This window comes from Pseudomonas guariconensis (genome assembly GCF_024127895.1).
Classification (GTDB): domain Bacteria; phylum Pseudomonadota; class Gammaproteobacteria; order Pseudomonadales; family Pseudomonadaceae; genus Aquipseudomonas; species Aquipseudomonas guariconensis_B.
Window position 1 is genome coordinate 62,748 of record NZ_JAMYBK010000022.1, and the last position, 17,213, is coordinate 79,960.

The following is a 17,213-nucleotide window of genomic DNA, read 5'->3' on the forward strand; positions in this document are numbered from 1 at the left end:
GGATTACTGCTTGTTGTCTTTCACTTCCTCGAACTCGGCGTCAACCACGTCGTCGTGCTTGGCTTCCGGTTCGGCCTGCTGGGCGTCACCCTGCGGCTGCTGAGCTTGCTGCTCGGCGTACATCTTCTGGGCAACCGGCGCGGAGACCTTGGACAGCTCCTCGACCTTGGCGTCGATGGCAGCCTTGTCGTCGCCCTTGACGGCGGCTTCCAGGGCAACCACGGCGGCTTCGATCGCGGCCTTCTCCTCGGCGGTCACCTTGTCACCGGCGTCGGCGACCATCTTGCGGGTCGAGTGGACCAGCGCGTCACCCTGGTTGCGGGCGGCGGCCAGCTCCTCGAACTTGCGGTCTTCCTCGGCGTTGGCCTCGGCGTCACGCACCATGCGCTCGATTTCCTCGTCGGACAGGCCGGAGTTGGCCTTGATCACGATCGACTGGGTCTTGCCGGTGGCCTTGTCCTTCGCGCCGACGTGCAGGATGCCGTTGGCGTCGATGTCGAAGGTCACTTCGATCTGCGGAACGCCACGCGGTGCCGGCGGGATGTCGGCCAGGTCGAACTTGCCCAGCGACTTGTTCTGCGCGGCCTGCTTGCGCTCGCCCTGCAGCACGTGGATGGTCACGGCGCTCTGGTTGTCGTCGGCGGTGGAGAACACCTGCGACTTCTTGGTCGGGATGGTGGTGTTCTTCTCGATCAGCGGGGTCATCACGCCACCCATGGTCTCGATACCCAGGGTCAGCGGGCTGACGTCCAGCAGCAGCACGTCCTTCACGTCACCGGCCAGGACCGCGCCCTGGATGGCGGCACCCATGGCGACCGCTTCGTCCGGGTTGACGTCCTTGCGCGCTTCCTTGCCGAAGAAGTCGGCAACGGCTTTCTGCACCAGCGGCATACGGGTCTGGCCGCCGACCAGGATCACGTCGTGGATCTTGCTGGCGTCGATGCCGGCGTCCTTCAGGGCGATGCGGCAAGGCTCGATGGTACGGTTGACCAGGTCTTCGACCAACGACTCCAGCTTGGCGCGGGAGATCTTCACGTTCAGGTGCTTAGGACCGGTCGCGTCTGCGGTGATGTACGGCAGGTTGACATCGGTCGACTGAGCGGAAGACAGCTCGATCTTGGCCTTTTCAGCGGCTTCCTTCAGACGCTGCAGGGCCAGCGGATCGTTCTTCAGGTCCATGCCGGACTCTTTCTTGAACTCGTCGACGAGGTAGTCGATCAGGCGCATGTCGAAGTCTTCGCCACCCAGGAAGGTGTCGCCGTTGGTGGCCAGTACTTCGAACTGGTGCTCACCGTCGACTTCGGCGATTTCGATGACCGAAACGTCGAAGGTACCACCACCGAGGTCATAGACGATGACGGTGTGGTCGCCCTTGGCCTTGTCCATGCCGTAGGCCAGTGCAGCAGCGGTCGGCTCGTTGATGATGCGCTTGACGTCCAGGCCGGCGATGCGACCGGCATCCTTCGTGGCCTGGCGCTGGCTGTCGTTGAAGTAGGCCGGTACGGTGATGACCGCCTCGGTGACTGGCTCGCCGAGGTAGTCTTCGGCGGTTTTCTTCATTTTCTTCAGGACTTCGGCGCTGATCTGTGGCGGAGCCATTTCCTTGCCGTTGGCCTCGACCCAGGCGTCACCGTTGTTGGCCTTGACGATCTTGTACGGAACCAGCTTGATGTCTTTCTGCACGACATCTTCTTCGAAACGGCGGCCGATCAGGCGCTTCACGGCGAAGAGGGTGTTGTGCGGGTTGGTGACGGCCTGGCGCTTGGCCGACTGGCCGACCAGGATCTCGCCATCGTTGGCGTAGGCGACGATCGACGGCGTGGTGCGCGCGCCTTCGGCGTTCTCGATGACTTTGACGTTACCGTTTTCCAGGATGGAGACGCACGAGTTGGTGGTCCCCAGGTCGATACCGATGATTTTGCCCATGTTAACTCTCCCGAAGCTTGAATTAGGTTGCAGCGACTACATTGGCCAACTGCGGTAATACTTGAATGCTTGACACCTAGATGGGGATGCCCGGAAGGATTTCAAGCCTTTTCATCGATCGATGGCTGAGGAGCCGCTGGCGCCTTGCTGACCACCACCATGGCGGGGCGCAGCAAGCGGCCGTTGAGCAGGTAGCCCTTCTGGAACACTTTGAGCACGCTGTTGGGCTCAACCTCGGCGCTCTCTTCCATGGCCATGGCCTGGTGGTGCTCGGCGTTGAACGGTTCGCCGTGCGGGTCGACCGCCTCGAGGTTGTAGCGCTTGAGGGTGTCGTGGAACATCTTCAGGGTCAGCTCGATGCCTTCGCGCATCGGCTTGATGGTTTCGTCGTCGGCACTGGACAGCTCCAGGCCGCGCTCCAGGCTGTCGATCACCGGCAGCAGGTCGCCGGCGAACTTCTCCAGGGCGAACTTGTGAGCCTTCTCGACATCCTGCTCGGCACGGCGACGGATGTTCTGCAGGTCGGCGGCGGCGCGCAGGGACTGGTCCTTGGCGGCGGCCAGCTGCTCCTCGAGCACCTGTACGCGGGCACCGAGATCCTCTGCACCAGCCTCTTCGGCGTTAAGGTTCTTCTCATCCAGCTGTTCGTCAGCCATCGGGTCTCTCCTCCGCAATTTCGGGTATGCGAGCCAGGCTCGCCTTGTCTGCCGGCTATATGGGGTCGGAAAAACCAGGTTCAAGGGGCAGGCGGGTTTTCCGCACGCGCGCGCATTCTCCGAGCGGGCATTGTCAGCCCGACAAAAAACACTGTATAAATAACCAGACACGACACTTCGGGAGCTGCCCTCATGCTGGTGCACCTGTCCATCCACAACTACGCCATCGTCGAACACCTGGACCTCGAACTCGCCCGCGGCATGACCGTCATCACCGGCGAAACCGGCGCCGGCAAGTCGATCATGCTCGATGCCCTGGGCCTGACCCTCGGCGACCGCGCCGACAGTGGCGTGGTGCGCCCTGGCGCGAGCAAGGCGGACATCCTGGCCACCTTCGATCTCGTCGACATCCCCGAGGCGACGGCCTGGCTCGCCGAACGCGACCTGGACAGCGACGGCCCCTGCATCCTGCGCCGAGTGATCACCGCCGAAGGGCGCAGCCGCGGCTATATAAACGGCACACCCTGCCCGCTCGGCGACCTCAAGGCCCTTGGCGAACTGCTGATCGACATCCACAGCCAGCACGAGCACCAGTCACTGCTCAAGACCGACACTCACCGTCGCCTGCTGGACGAGTACGCCGGCGCCATCGACCTGTCCCGCCAGGTGCACCTGGCCGCCCAGCGCTGGCGCCAGACCCGCCAGGAACTGGAGCGCCTGTCCAACTCCGGCGACGAACAGCGCGCCCGCCACCAACTGCTCAGCTACCAGCTGGAAGAGCTGGACAACCTCGGCCTTGGCGAGAACGAGCTGGAACAGCTGGAGCAGGAGCACAAGAACCTGACCAATGCCGAGGCGCTGTTCGGCATCTGCCGCCAGGTCATCGACCAGTGCAGCGAGAGCGACTCGGGCAACGTGCTCAGCGCCCTGACCGCCAGCCTCAACCGCCTGACCGCCGTGGCCAACGCGCCCAAGGCCCTGGGCGAGGCGGTCAACCTGATAGCCAGCGCGCAGATCCAGGTCGAGGAAGCGGTCGGTGAGCTCAACCGTTTCCTCGACCATTTCGACGCCGACCCCATGCGCCTGCAGGCCCTGGAGGAGCGGCTCGACACCATCTATACCCTGGCGCGCAAGCACCGCGTGCACCCGACCGAGCTGCCGCACCTGCAACAGCGCCTGATGGAAGAGCTGGAAGGGCTGAACGCCAGCGACGAGTCGATCGAACGCCTGGGCGAGGAGCTGGCCGCCTACGCCCAGCACTACCAGGAGAAGGCTGGCGAGCTGAGCGCCTTGCGCCAGCAAGCGGCCAGGCAACTGGCCACTGCCGTCGAGCAGGAGATCCAGCGCCTGGGCATGCCCGGCGGGCGCTTCTGCATCGAACTCACGCCCAACGAAGGGGGCGAACTGTCGCCCCATGGCCTGGAACAGATCGAACTGCTGGTCAGCGCCAACCCCGGCCAGCCGCTCAAGGGCCTGGCCAGGGTGGCGTCGGGTGGCGAACTGTCACGTATCAGCCTGGCGATCCAGGTGATCACCGCGCAAACCTCACGCATCCCGACCCTGGTGTTCGACGAGGTGGACGTGGGCATCGGTGGCCCCACCGCGGAAATCGTCGGCCAGTTGCTACGACGCCTGGGCGAGCGCGGCCAGGTACTGACCGTGACCCACCTGCCGCAGGTGGCAGCCCAGGGGCATCGCCACCTGTTCGTGCACAAGGTGCGCCACAGCGACACCACCCATACCGCCGTCGCCAACCTGGGCAAACGCGAGCGGGTCGAGGAAGTGGCGCGGATGCTCGGCGGCATCGACCTGACCAAGGAATCACTGGCCCATGCGCGCAAGATGGTGGTGTCTGGCAAGGCCTGACAGTTGTCGCCCGGCGTTCCTGAATCGAAACGGGCTCGTTGAACCTGGCAAATGCCAGGGGCTACGAAGCGGCCCCAAAGACGGCTGGCACCCCAAAAGCACAAAGGCGACCCGAAGGCCGCCTTTGCTTTAGATAACGAACAAATCGTTACTTTTTCTTGCGCACATACAGGACCAGGTTATGGTCCACCAACTCGTAACCATGGTCGGTCACGATCTGTTTCTGGCGCTTCTCGATCTCGGTATCCACGAACTCGATGACTTCACCGGTATCCACGTTGACCATATGGTCGTGGTGGCCGCTATCAGCCAGCTCGAATACCGCGTGACCGCCGTCGAAGTTATGGCGAACCACCAGACCCGCCGCTTCGAACTGGGTCAGGACGCGATAGACGGTCGCCAGACCGACGTCCTCGCCAGCTTCCATCAGCGCCTTGTAGACATCCTCGGCGCTCATGTGACGCTGCTCGGTGGAGTCGAGCATCTGAAGAATCTTGACTCGAGGCAGGGTCACCTTGAGACCGGCTTTGCGCAATTCGCTATTTTCAACCATGGTCAGCTTTCTCGCCGATGCTGCTTCGCAGCTTCTCTTAATACGGGTATGATCGGGGTTTACGTTGTCCAGCCAAGATAGTGGAAGTCGCCCACCGATGCAAAACACCAAGCTCTTGCTAACCAGCCTCACCTTCGTGGGACTGCTCGCACTCGCCGGTTGCTCGTTTCCCGGGGTTTACAAAATCGACATCCAGCAGGGCAATGTCGTTACGCAAGACATGATAGACCAATTACGCCCCGGAATGACCCGCCGGCAAGTAAGGTTTATCATGGGCAACCCACTGATCCAGGACACCTTCAACACCAACCGCTGGGATTACCTCTACAGCCTGCAGCCCGGCGGCGGCCAGCGCCAGCAGGAGCGCATGAGCATCTTCTTCAATGACAGCGACCAGTTGGTAAGCCTGTCTGGCGACTTCATGCCAGGCGTGAGCCGCGACCAGGAGATCCTCGGCGGCAGCGGCGACACCACCGTCAGCCCGGCCACCGAGCCGAGCCAGCCCGAAGAGAAGCCGGCCAAGCCAGGCTCGCTGGAAGAATCCATCCAACGCGAGATCGACACCATCGAGACCACTCCGGTCCCGACGCCGGCACCGCTGGAAACCTCCCCGCAGTAAGCTGTCTGCCATTGGGGCCGGGCACGGCCCCAATGGCGACGTTCAGCCCTCAGGCGCCGCGCTGCGCCTTCGCCTTGGCGGCTCGCTGCTTGCGCACTTCCTTCGGATCGACGAGCAATGGCCGATACACCTCCAGGCGATCGCCCTCCTCGACCGTGCGCTCAGCGGGATCGCTGACCACCTTGCCAAAAATCCCCACCGGGCAGGACGCCAGGTCAAGCCCCGGCACCTGTTCACCCAGGCCCGACAGGCGCAATGCGTCCCTGACACGGGTCCCTGCCGGCACCTCGCAGGCCAGCAGCCACTGGCGCTCGGCCGTGGCGTAGGCGACTTCGATGTTCACGAGGGCCTCAGGCATTGAGTTGCTTGGCCCGCTGGCAGAAGGCATCGACCAGGGTATTGGCCGCCTGGTTGAACAACGGGCCGAGGGTGGCACGCACCAGGGGCCCGGCATAGTCGAAGGACAAGTCGAGGCTGATCTTGCAGGCCTTTTCGCCCAATGGCTTGAAGATCCACAGGCCATGCAGTTGGGTGAACGGCCCTTCCTCCAGGTTCATCTCGATCGATTGCCCCGGCACCAGCACATTGTTCGTGACGAACTGCTGGCTGATCCCGCCCTTGGCCACTTCCAGCTTCGCCCGCATGTGCGTATCGCTGACCTCGAGCACCGTCGAGGCCGAGCACCAGGGCAGGAATTGCGGGTAACTGGCCACATCGTTGACCAGATCGTAGAGCGCCTGGGCGGGGTACGGCAGCAGGGCGGAGCGTTGAATATGGGTAGTCATCCAGGCGTCACTTCCAAGACTGGGCGGCAGCGCTTCTCAGCGCATCGAAAACGGTTCTGTTCAACAGAACAGGGTCTGCATTGTCCGGGATTCGTCCTACAGGCTCAAGCACACCTAAACCCCGTAGCCGGCGGCGCGGCGACTCCCTATAATGCCGCCCCTATGGCTAAGCAAAAGAAACATCCGACCGGGACCATCGCGCTGAACAAGAAGGCGCGACACGATTACTTCATCGAGCACAAGTTCGAGGCCGGGCTGGTCCTGTCTGGCTGGGAAGTAAAGAGCCTGCGGGCCGGCAAGGCGCACCTGACCGACAGCTACGTGCTGCTCAAGGATGGCGAAGCCTGGCTGTTCGGCAGCCACATCACCCCGCTGACCACCGCCAGCACCCACGTCATCGCCGACCCTACCCGTACTCGCAAGCTGCTGCTGAACAAGCGCGAGCTCGAGCGCCTGGAAGCGGCCGTGGCGCAAAAGGGCTACACCTGCGTGGCCATGGCGCTGTACTGGAGCAAGCACCTGATCAAGTGCGAGATCGCGCTTGGCAAGGGCAAGAAGGAATACGACAAGCGCGACACCCAACGCGAGCGCGACTCCAACCGCGAGATCCAGCGCGCCGTGCGCAGCAAAGGCCGCGACGAGTAGGCCTGTTCTGGCCCAGGGGACGGCGACGCTCACACATCATGTGCCATGCAGAGGGCTCTGTGAGAGATTACCCAGCCTTTGGGCTGCACAGCAGCCCCAAGGCTCCAGGCACCGTCTGACTAGCCAGCCCCAAGGCCTCCCGGCAATGCCCTAGCAGCCGTTGCGCCGCTCCGCCCGCGCCACCCGCCGGGCCTCCTGCTGCGCCTCCTGCAACACTTCCTGCACATACAGGATGTGCCGGCTCGACACCTCCCGGGCATCGTCCGCCCGCCCCTCGACAATCGCCTGATACAGCTCGCGATGCTGGCTGATCAGCATGTCGCGGGTCTCCGCACGCTGTTGGTACATGCCGCCGATATTGGTCACCACGTTGCGCTTGAGCAGGTCGAACAATCCGCGGATGGTGTGCAGCAACACCGCGTTATGGCTGGCCTCGGCAATGGCCAGGTGAAAACGCGCATCGGCCGCCCCTTCCTCCGCCCGACTGACCTCGTCGGCCCGTGCATAGCAGTCCTGCAAGGCGTCGAAAGCCGCCTTGAGCCGGTCGCGGTCCGGCTCGGTGGCGCGCTGGGCGGCATAGTAGGCGCAGGAAGCCTCCAGGGTGTGGCGGAACTCAAGCAGGTCGCGCTGGGCCTCGGGGCTGTGCTCGAGCAATTGCAGCAGTGGGTCGCTGAAGGTCGAGCCCAGCGTCTCGGCGACATAGTTGCCACCGCCCTGGCGGCTGACCAGCAACCCCTTGGCCACCAGCTTCTGGATCGCCTCGCGCAACGAAGGGCGGGACACGCCGAACTGCTCGGCCAGGGCGCGCTCGGCTGGCAAGCGCTGCCCCGAGGTCAAGGTGCCCTCGAGAATCATCCCTTCCAACCGATCGACGATGTCGTCGGACAGGCGCCGCTGGCGGACCTGATCAAAAACCATCACATGCTCTCCACAAACCCCGCGGATTCCGGGGGGCGCCTATTCTGGCCCATCCGCGCCGCCTCGACACCCATCAGATGACGATTTTCCAGGGCTACCAGATACCCGCTCATCGATATCCGACCAAAGTTTTCCCCAGGACAAATTGACACGGCCACAACCACGCTTTTAACCTAGCGACCAGTCATTGTAAATTGGTCTTACCAATTATCCAATGCCAGTGCTTGACCAACAACAATTAGGGGCCATCCCACTATGCAAACCTGGCAACAGCTCTATACCCCCCTGGGGAGCCTTGGCCTGTCCGCTCTGGCGGCCGTCATCCCTATCGTGTTCTTCTTCCTCGCCCTGGCCGTGTTCCGCCTCAAAGGCCATGTCGCCGGCAGCATCACCCTTGCCCTGTCGATCCTGGTGGCGATCTTCGCCTTCCAGATGCCTGTCGACATGGCGCTGGCCGCCGCCGGCTATGGCTTCCTCTACGGCTTGTGGCCCATTGCCTGGATCATCGTCGCCGCGGTGTTCCTCTACAAACTCACGGTCAAGAGCGGCCAGTTCGAGGTGATCCGCAGTTCGGTGCTGTCGATCACCGACGACCAGCGCCTGCAGGTGCTGCTGATCGGCTTCTGCTTCGGTGCCTTCCTCGAAGGCGCCGCCGGTTTCGGCGCCCCGGTGGCCATCACTGCCGCGCTGCTGGTAGGCTTGGGCTTCAACCCGCTGTACGCCGCCGGCCTGTGTCTGATCGCCAACACCGCGCCGGTAGCCTTCGGCGCACTGGGCATCCCGATCATCGTCGCCGGCCAGGTGACCGGCATCGACGCCTTCGACATCGGCGCCATGACCGGTCGCCAGCTGCCGCTACTGTCGCTGTTCGTGCCGTTCTGGCTGGTGTTCATGATGGATGGCGTGCGCGGCGTGAAGGAAACCTGGCCTGCCGCTCTGGTGGCCGGCCTGAGCTTCGCCGTCACCCAGTACTTCACCTCGAACTTCATCGGCCCCGAACTGCCGGACATCACCTCGGCCCTGGCCAGCCTGATCGCCCTGACCCTGTTCCTCAAGGTCTGGCAACCCAAGCGCTCGTTCGCCGAAGCCAAGGGCAGCGTCGGCGCCGCCGTGGTCAGCACCGGCGGCAGCCAGCCTTCGCCCTACAGCCTGGGCGAGATCTTCAAGGCCTGGTCGCCGTTCCTGATCCTCACCGTGCTGGTGACGATCTGGACCCTCAAGCCGTTCAAGGCCGCGTTCGCCCCGGGCGGCGCGATGTACGACTTCGTGTTCAACTTCGCCATCCCGCACCTGGACCAACTGGTGATGAAAGGCGCGCCGATCGCCGCCACCCCGACCGCGATCGCGGCCGTGTTCAAGTTCGACCCGATCTCCGCCACCGGTACCGCGATCTTCATCTCCGCGCTGCTGTCGATGGCCGTGCTGAAGATCAACGTCAAAACTGGTCTGACCACTTTGAAGGAAACCTTCTGGGAGCTGCGCTGGCCGATCCTGTCGATCGGCATGGTCCTGGCCTTCGCTTTCGTCACCAACTATTCGGGCATGTCCTCGACCATGGCCCTGGTCCTGGCCGGCACCGGCGCCGCGTTCCCGTTCTTCTCGCCGTTCCTCGGCTGGCTGGGCGTGTTCCTGACCGGTTCCGACACCTCGTCCAACGCCTTGTTCGGCTCGCTGCAGGCCACCACTGCTCACCAGATCGGGGTCAACGACACCCTGCTGGTGGCCGCCAACACCAGCGGTGGCGTGACCGGCAAGATGATTTCGCCACAGTCCATCGCCGTGGCCTGCGCCGCCACCGGCCTGGTCGGCAAGGAATCGGACCTGTTCCGCTTCACCGTCAAGCACAGCCTGTTCTTCGCCACCATCGTCGGCCTGATCACCCTGGTCCAGGCCTACTGGCTGACCGGCATGCTGGTTCATCACTAAAGTGAAAGGGGCCGGGCGCGCCCTGTCGCGCCCGGCAGCCGCCCCTCTCCACCTTTGCAGCGAGACCCCATGATCATTTCCGCCTCCACCGACTATCGCGCCGCGGCCCAACGCAAGCTGCCCCCCTTCCTGTTCCACTACGCCGACGGTGGCGCCTACGCCGAGTACACCCTGCGCCACAACGTCGAGGACCTGGCCGGCATCGCCCTGCGCCAGCGCGTGCTGAAGAACATGTCCGAGCTGAGCCTCGAGACGCGGCTGTTCGACGAAACCCTGAGCATGCCCGTGGCCCTGGCCCCGGTCGGCCTGACCGGCATGTACGCCCGCCGTGGCGAGGTCCAAGCAGCCCGTGCGGCAGCGGCCAAGGGCATTCCCTTCACCCTGTCGACGGTATCGGTGTGCCCGATCGAGGAAGTCGCCCCGGCCATCGACCGGCCCATGTGGTTCCAGCTGTACGTGCTCAAGGACCGCGGCTTCATGCGCAACGCCCTGGAGCGGGCCAAGGCCGCCGGGGTCAAGACCCTGGTGTTCACCGTCGACATGCCAGTACCCGGCGCCCGCTACCGCGATGCCCATTCCGGCATGAGCGGCCCGAACGCCCCGCTGCGCCGCGTCTGGCAGGCCATGACCCACCCGCAATGGGCGCTGGATGTCGGCCTGCTGGGCCGCCCGCACGACCTGGGCAATATCTCCAAGTACCGTGGCAACCCCACGGGCCTGGCCGACTACATCGGCTGGCTGGGCGCCAACTTCGACCCCTCCATCTCCTGGAAGGACCTGGAATGGATCCGTGAATTCTGGGACGGCCCGATGATCATCAAGGGCATCCTCGATCCGGAAGATGCCAAGGACGCGGTGAAATTCGGCGCCGACGGCATCGTCGTCTCCAACCACGGCGGCCGCCAGCTCGACGGCGTGCTGTCCAGCGCCCGGGCCCTGCCGGCGATCGCCGACGCGGTCAAGGGCGACCTGACGATCCTCGCCGACTCCGGCATCCGCAGCGGCCTGGACGTGGTGCGCATGATCGCCCTGGGCGCCGACAGCGTGCTGATCGGCCGCGCCTTCCTCTACGCCCTGGCCACCCACGGCGAGGCCGGGGTGAAGAACCTGCTCGACCTGTTCGAGAAGGAGATGCGCGTGGCCATGGTGCTGACCGGCGCCAAGTCCATCAGTGAAATCACCCGCGACTCGCTGGTCCGCGAACTGGGCGCCTGATAGCCGCGCCCCACGACACACCGCCTGATTGACCGGGACACGCGGCGCACCAGACGCCGCGGCCCCGCGAGGAGATAGCATGAGCCTGCCAGCCGCGTTCCTGCGTGATGTCAAGCGCCTGATCCCCGCCGAACGCCGTTTCGACGACCCGACCTCGACCCTGGCCTTCGGCACCGACGCCAGCTTCTACCGGCTGATCCCCAAGCTGGTGGTACGTGTCGAGTCCGAAGACGAAGTCGTCGGCCTGATCCACCTGGCCCAGCGCGAGCGCGTGCCGGTGACCTTCCGCGCCGCCGGCACTAGCCTCTCCGGCCAGGCCATCAGCGACTCGGTGCTGATCGTCCTCGGCGACAACTGGGGCGGCAAGGAAATCCGCGGCCAGGGCGAACAGATCCGCCTGCAGCCCGGGGTCATCGGTGCCCAGGCCAACGCCTGGCTCGCCCCCTACGGGCGCAAGATCGGCCCCGACCCGGCCTCGATCAATGCCTGCAAGATCGGCGGCATCGTCGCCAACAACGCCAGCGGCATGTGCTGCGGCACGGCGCAGAACACCTACCACACCCTGGCCGGCATGCGCCTGGTACTGGCCGATGGCACCCGCCTGGACAGCGAGGACCCGGCCAGCGTCGCGGCGTTCGAGCAGAGCCACGCCGACCTGCTGGAAGCCCTCGCCCGCCTCGGCCGCGAGACCCGCGCCAACACGGCGCTGGCCGAGCGGATCCGGCACAAGTACCGGCTGAAGAACACCACGGGGCTGTCGCTCAATGCACTGGTGGACTACGACCAGCCGCTGGACATCCTCCAGCACCTGCTGGTCGGCTCCGAAGGCACCCTCGGCTTCATCAGCGCGGTCACCTACGACACCGTGCCCGACCACCCGCACAAAGCCAGCGCGCTGCTGGTCTTCCCCAGCGTGGAAAGCTGCTGCCGCGCCGTCACCGTGCTCAAGCGCCAGCCGGTTTCCGCCGTGGAACTGCTCGACCGCCGCAGCCTGCGCTCGGTCCAGGACATGCCAGGCATGCCCATCTGGGTGAAAGGCCTGTCGGGCAATGCCTGTGCCTTGCTGATCGAGTCTCGCGCGGGCAGCCAGAGCCTGCTGCATGAGCAGTTGCAGCAGATCATGGCCTCCATCGCCGACTTCCCGCTGGAGCAGTGCGTCGACTTCAGCGAAGACCCGGCTGTGTACAACCAGCTGTGGAAAATCCGCAAGGACACCTTCCCCGCCGTCGGCGCCGTGCGCCAGACCGGCACCACGGTGATCATCGAAGATGTCACCTTCCCCATCGAGCAACTGGCCGAGGGCGTCAACCGCCTGCTCCAGCTGTTCGACAAGCACCGTTACGACGAGGCGATCATCTTCGGCCATGCCCTGGAGGGCAACCTGCACTTCGTCTTCACCCAAGGCTTCAACAGCGCCGAGGAAGTGGCGCGCTACCAGGTCTTCATGGACGACGTGGCGCAGTTGGTGGCGGTGGAGTTCGGCGGCTCGCTCAAAGCCGAGCACGGCACCGGCCGCAACATGGCGCCCTTCGTCGAACTGGAGTGGGGCCATGACGCCTACCAGCTGATGTGGACGCTCAAGCGCCTGCTCGACCCCAACGGCATCCTCAACCCCGACGTGGTGCTCAGCGAAGACCCAGACATCCACCTCAAGCACTTGAAGCCCCTGCCGGCCGCCGACGAGATCGTCGACAAGTGCATCGAGTGCGGCTTCTGCGAGCCGGTATGTCCCTCCAAGGGGCTGACCCTGAGCCCACGCCAGCGCATCGTCATGTGGCGTGACATCCAAGCCAAGCAACGCGCCGGCCTCGACACCCGCGAATTGCTCGAAACCTACCAGTACCAGGGCATCGACACCTGCGCCGCCACCGGCCTGTGCGCCCAGCGCTGCCCGGTCGGCATCAATACCGGCGAGTTGGTGAAGAAGCTGCGCAGCCAGGCCGCCGGGCACGACAAGGCCGCCGACTGGCTGGCCGGGCACTTCCACACCGCCCTGCGCGGTGCCCGCCTGACACTGGCTGCCGCCAACGGCGCACGCAAGCTGCTCGGCGCCCCGCGCCTGAGCCGCCTGAGCACATCCCTGAGCAAGGCCAGCAAAGGCCGCCTGCCCCAGTGGACCCCGGCCATGCCCCAGCCCCTGCGCCCGCTGGCATTCGGGCCGGCGGGCAACGACGCCCGCCCGCGCGTGGTGTACCTCGCCGCCTGCGTGTCACGGGTGATGGGCCCGGCCTACGCCGACCGCGAACAGAGCTCGCTGCTCGACAAGACCCGCGCCCTGCTGGAGAAGGCCGGCTACCAGGTGGTATTCCCCGACAACGCCGACAACCTCTGCTGTGGCCAGCCATTCGCCTCCAAGGGCTACCCGGAACAGGCCGAGCACAAGCGCCAGGAACTGATCAACGCCCTGCTCCACGCCAGCCGCGGCGGCCTCGATCCGATCTACTGCGACACCAGCCCCTGCATCCTGCGCCTGGTCCAGGACCTGGGCGACACCCGCCTGGACCTGTACGACCCGGTGCGCTTCATCCGCACCCACCTGCTCGAGCGCCTGGAGTTCACCCCTCAGGACGAACCGGTGGCCGTCCACGTGACCTGCAGCACCCAGCACCTGGGCGAGAGCCAGGCGCTGATCGACCTGGCACGGCGCTGCAGCAAGCAGGTGGTGATCCCCGAAGGCATCCATTGCTGCGGGTTCGCCGGCGACAAGGGCTTCACTACGCCAGAGCTCAATGCCCACTCCCTGCGCAGCCTGAAGGACGCGGTGCAGTATTGCAGCGAAGGGATCTCCACCAGCCGCACGTGCGAGATCGGCTTGTCGAGCCATAGCGGGATCGACTACCACGGCCTGGTCTACCTGGTGGACCGCGTGACACGCCCACGTAGCCTCTGACCCTCGGAGCCGCGGCAAGCCAGCCCCCAGAATCCTCTGCATGGCGCACGATCTGTGCGCCCCATTGGACCTGTGCAAGCCGGCTTGCCGGCGAATGGGCCCGAAAGCTCACCACGTCATCCACCGCCCAAACGACACCGCCCCGAGCCATCACCCCGATGGAACCCCCGCAAATCCCCCGCAGTCCACCGATCAGGCCCACCTTCCAGAGGCCTTCCAGAAGGAGACACCCATGAAAGGTACTGCGCTTTCCGCCCTCTTCGCGGCCGCGACCCTACTGGCCTCGCCGGTGTTCGCCGACGAGGACCTCTGCACCCTCAACCTGCAGAAGATCGACGACAACATGGCCACCATCGGCGCCACCTCCGAGGGCCTGGACAAAGCCATCACCGAGCACGTCGACAAAGCCAAGGCAGCCCAGGCCGCCGGCGACACCAAGGAATGCATCGCCATCACCAGCAAAGTGCTCGAGCGCATGGAGAAAACCGACAAAGGCAGCGGCCCTTCCGGCGGCAGCGGTGCCTGAGCGCCGCGCGGGCGACCGGACCAGCAGTCGACGTCGCCCGCACAAAGGCGTATACTCCACCGCACGTGTCGAAAGGCACGTCAGCTAGAGCTGATGCGTGGGGCCGATTAGGATTCGACGCCGGTAGCGAAACTCTAGGTGCATGCCGAGTTGGTAACAGAACTCGTAAATCCACTGTTGCAACTTTTATAGTTGCCAATGACGAAAACTACGAGGGCTACGCTCTCGCTGCGTAAGCAGCCGAGCCCGCTCTCCTGGTAGCTTCGGCTCCAGCAATCACCAGGGGATGCCTGTAAACCCGAAGTGATTGTCATACAGAACAGGATCGCCGCGTAGTACGTTGTGGACGAAGTGGCTAAAACTTACACAACTCGCCCAAAGCACCCTGCCCGTCGGGCGGCTGCGGGTTAACTCAGTAGACACGGCTAAGCATGTAGTACCGACAGCGGAGTACTGGCGGACGGGGGTTCAAATCCCCCCGGCTCCACCAAATAATCCTTACAAATCAGGCACTTAGCGGATCTCGCAAGTGCCTTTTTTGCGCCTAAATGGGTTGTTTTGGCTCGGTAATGCCAGCTTTATGACAGCCTCCTAGCCCATTCCACATCTGCGGCCATGCCCCATCGCATCAACCGTGATTGCGTTTTCCGACGATTTTTCGGTTTGAAATCGAGCCACAGCGGTCTGGCAGGGATATTAAATCTGTGTCGGCTTACACACAGAGACCCACACATGCCGACACATGCCCCCAAGAAGTACCTGATCAGTCACGCCTCCCTGCAGCACTGCTTTGACAAGAGCCGCTCTGGGCTCGAGAAGCTGCGCGAAAGCGACCCCAGCTTCCCTCGCCCCATCAAGTTTGGCCCGAGCAAACAGGCTGGCGTTTACTTCGTCGTCGCGGAGGTGGAAGCCTGGCTGGAGAGCAAGATCAGCGAGCGTGATGGAGTCACTCGGGCTCTCTCTGAGAGAGATGAGCAATGACCACACACGAGCAGATACCGTCGTTCTTGGCGGAAATGCCCGAGGCAGCACGTGCTTCGTATCTGAATCCAAGCATCGTGCCAAAGCCACTGCCGAGCGGATTGGCCAGGGTTATGCCCTGGCGTGGAGAGCTACTGCCTGCTGTTCTTCAAGAATACGTGCGGGATGTCGCTGAGCGAACCCAGTGCCCGCCGGATTTTGTTGGGGTCGCGCTTGTAGTTGCTGTCAGCGCCGTGGTCGGGCGCAAATTCACCATCCACCCGAAACAGCATGATGATTGGACTGTCGTTCCCAACCAATGGGGAGTCATCATTGGACGACCGTCTGCGATGAAAACACCAGCGCTCAAGCAAGCGCTTCGTCCCTTGGACGCATTGGAGACAAGAGAGCGAAATCGGCACTCCATGGCGTTGGAGGACTACAGGACCAACAGTGAGCTGCTCGACATCGAGCGCAAGGCTGCTAAGAGCAAGGCCACGAAACTTATAGGCAGCGGCGACAAACCCGGAGCGCGGGAGGAACTCACCAAGGTTTCGAGTGATGTGCTGCCTCCAGTGCAGCGTCGTTACACCGTCAACGACTCAACGGTAGAAAAGCTCGGTGAGCTGCTCAACGAAAACCCAAATGGCCTGCTGCTAGTACGTGACGAGCTCGGGGGCTGGCTCGCAACAATACAGAGCGAGGACGGCTCAGTGGCACGCGCTTTCTACCTGGAGTGCTTCGATGGCAACGGCTCATTTACCTACGATCGTATTGGCCGAGGCACCCTGTTCATCGAGTCATGTTGTTTATCGCTGATAGGCGGAATCCAACCCTCACGAATCGCTTCCCTGGTGAACGCCGCGATCAGCGGCGAAGTGGATGACGGCCTGATTCAGCGCCTACAACTCGCCGTCTATCCCGACGACATTCGTGAGTGGCGTCTGATCGATCGCTGGCCGAACCAAGCTGCCGCTGAGCACGTGGAGCAGATCATTAACCACCTCGACCAGCTCCCATCCGAGCCCCGTGCTGCTCTCAGGTTCAGCCCGGAAGCACAGGAGATATTTAACGCCTGGTATACGCATCATATGCAACAAAGCCGGAGCGAAGAACTTCACCCAGCATTGCAATCCCATTATCTAAAAATGCCGCAGACCATTGCGGGGTTGGCCCTACTGTTCGAACTGGTCGAAGGTGGACAGAAAGCCGTGGGCACAGAGTCCACGTCCCGCGCCATTAACTGGGCGAGCTACCTGATGAGCCATGCCTTGCGACTCTACGGCGCAGCTATCAACGCCCCACTACTCGGTGCCAGGCTGATCCTGGAGCGTCAGCAGAAATTACCCGAACCGTTTACCCCACGCGAGGTGCGTCAGAAGGACTGGATGGGATTGGGCTCGCAGGACGCTGTGAACAACGCACTCGCAGTTCTGGCTGAACACGACTTAATCATTGGCTACGAGGTGGCCGGAGAAAAAGGTGGCCGCCCATCAACACGCTACATCTGGCGAAAAACGTAGCCTCGACCCAACCTGTTTACCAAAAGGCCGGTAGGACAACCTACAGAACCTACGAAACTAAGTTCTGTAGGTTTTGTAGGCACCCTTTTCCTGGTTGAATCACCCCGGGTTTCGTGGAGGCCGTTTCGTTTAAGTCAGGCCGCCACGGCCTGATCTGTTTGCTGCTGGTGGAAGTTTGCCTCAGCCTCCGCAGGCGGGATATAGC

15 protein-coding genes and 1 other RNA gene are annotated in these 17,213 nt (G+C 63.6%); 10 read left to right on the forward strand and 6 right to left on the reverse strand.

Translation table 11 applies throughout. From position 1 onward, the window contains the following. Nucleotides 1–3: 3 nt before the first annotated feature. Together dnaK and grpE are read right to left on the reverse strand one after the other, a co-directional pair. A complete protein-coding gene (dnaK, locus tag NJF35_RS19705; RefSeq protein ID WP_253091396.1) occupies nucleotides 4–1,926 on the reverse strand; it encodes a molecular chaperone DnaK in 1,923 nt (640 codons plus the stop codon). 101 nt (nucleotides 1,927–2,027) lie between these two features. Further along, nucleotides 2,028–2,582 (reverse strand): nucleotide exchange factor GrpE, encoded by a 555-nt coding sequence (grpE, locus tag NJF35_RS19710; RefSeq protein WP_225790270.1) that lies wholly within the window; start codon nucleotides 2,580–2,582, stop codon nucleotides 2,028–2,030. 192 nt (nucleotides 2,583–2,774) lie between these two features. On the opposite strand from grpE, the gene recN reads away from it, so the two are divergent. Continuing rightward, nucleotides 2,775–4,448: a DNA repair protein RecN gene (gene recN, locus NJF35_RS19715; RefSeq protein WP_225790271.1), complete on the forward strand. Its 1,674-nt coding sequence runs from the start codon at nucleotides 2,775–2,777 to the stop codon at nucleotides 4,446–4,448. 148 nt (nucleotides 4,449–4,596) lie between these two features. Here the strand turns inward: recN and fur are convergent, their stop codons facing one another. Beyond that, on the reverse strand, nucleotides 4,597–5,001 hold the full coding sequence (fur, locus tag NJF35_RS19720; RefSeq protein WP_225790272.1) for a ferric iron uptake transcriptional regulator: 405 nt from the start codon (nucleotides 4,999–5,001) through the stop codon (nucleotides 4,597–4,599). A gap of 97 nt (nucleotides 5,002–5,098) precedes the next feature. Here fur and NJF35_RS19725 point away from each other — a divergent pair, with 97 nt between their 5' ends. After that, complete coding sequence (locus NJF35_RS19725) at nucleotides 5,099–5,620, forward strand: outer membrane protein assembly factor BamE (RefSeq protein WP_225790273.1); 522 nt, start codon at nucleotides 5,099–5,101, stop codon at nucleotides 5,618–5,620. Nucleotides 5,621–5,669: 49 nt separating this feature from the next. Here NJF35_RS19725 and NJF35_RS19730 read toward each other — a convergent pair whose 3' ends face one another. After that, nucleotides 5,670–5,978 (reverse strand): RnfH family protein, encoded by a 309-nt coding sequence (locus NJF35_RS19730; protein WP_225790274.1) that lies wholly within the window; start codon nucleotides 5,976–5,978, stop codon nucleotides 5,670–5,672. Then, nucleotides 5,971–6,405 (reverse strand): type II toxin-antitoxin system RatA family toxin, encoded by a 435-nt coding sequence (locus NJF35_RS19735; RefSeq protein WP_225790275.1) that lies wholly within the window; start codon nucleotides 6,403–6,405, stop codon nucleotides 5,971–5,973. Before NJF35_RS19735 ends, NJF35_RS19730 begins: the two co-directional genes overlap by 8 nt. A gap of 162 nt (nucleotides 6,406–6,567) precedes the next feature. On the opposite strand from NJF35_RS19735, the gene smpB reads away from it, so the two are divergent. Further along, complete coding sequence (gene smpB / locus NJF35_RS19740) at nucleotides 6,568–7,050, forward strand: SsrA-binding protein SmpB (RefSeq protein WP_225790276.1); 483 nt, start codon at nucleotides 6,568–6,570, stop codon at nucleotides 7,048–7,050. A 150-nt stretch (nucleotides 7,051–7,200) separates the two neighbouring features. Here smpB and NJF35_RS19745 read toward each other — a convergent pair whose 3' ends face one another. Further along, nucleotides 7,201–7,968 (reverse strand): FCD domain-containing protein, encoded by a 768-nt coding sequence (locus NJF35_RS19745; protein ID WP_225790277.1) that lies wholly within the window; start codon nucleotides 7,966–7,968, stop codon nucleotides 7,201–7,203. Nucleotides 7,969–8,223: 255 nt separating this feature from the next. On the opposite strand from NJF35_RS19745, the gene NJF35_RS19750 reads away from it, so the two are divergent. From NJF35_RS19750 to NJF35_RS19780, 7 genes are all read left to right on the forward strand, one after another. Then, nucleotides 8,224–9,894: a lactate permease LctP family transporter gene (locus NJF35_RS19750; RefSeq protein ID WP_253080730.1), complete on the forward strand. Its 1,671-nt coding sequence runs from the start codon at nucleotides 8,224–8,226 to the stop codon at nucleotides 9,892–9,894. A 69-nt stretch (nucleotides 9,895–9,963) separates the two neighbouring features. Further along, a complete protein-coding gene (lldD, locus tag NJF35_RS19755; RefSeq protein ID WP_225790279.1) occupies nucleotides 9,964–11,109 on the forward strand; it encodes an FMN-dependent L-lactate dehydrogenase LldD in 1,146 nt (381 codons plus the stop codon). A 79-nt stretch (nucleotides 11,110–11,188) separates the two neighbouring features. Next, on the forward strand, nucleotides 11,189–13,999 hold the full coding sequence (locus NJF35_RS19760; RefSeq protein WP_253091397.1) for an FAD-binding and (Fe-S)-binding domain-containing protein: 2,811 nt from the start codon (nucleotides 11,189–11,191) through the stop codon (nucleotides 13,997–13,999). A gap of 232 nt (nucleotides 14,000–14,231) precedes the next feature. Beyond that, the gene (locus tag NJF35_RS19765) at nucleotides 14,232–14,525 is read left to right on the forward strand and encodes a hypothetical protein (RefSeq protein WP_225790281.1); all 294 of its coding nucleotides are present in this window, start codon (nucleotides 14,232–14,234) and stop codon (nucleotides 14,523–14,525) included. Nucleotides 14,526–14,624: 99 nt separating this feature from the next. Next, nucleotides 14,625–15,015, forward strand: a transfer-messenger RNA (tmRNA) gene (gene ssrA, locus NJF35_RS19770). Between the two features lie 242 nt (nucleotides 15,016–15,257). Then, nucleotides 15,258–15,506 carry a helix-turn-helix transcriptional regulator gene (locus NJF35_RS19775; protein ID WP_021205333.1) on the forward strand — a complete coding sequence of 83 codons (249 nt, stop codon included), beginning with the start codon at nucleotides 15,258–15,260 and terminating at the stop codon, nucleotides 15,504–15,506. Next, entirely contained in the window at nucleotides 15,503–17,008 is a 1,506-nt protein-coding gene (locus NJF35_RS19780) for a YfjI family protein (protein WP_253091398.1), read from the forward strand. Before NJF35_RS19775 ends, NJF35_RS19780 begins: the two co-directional genes overlap by 4 nt. Nucleotides 17,009–17,213: the final 205 nt, after the last annotated feature.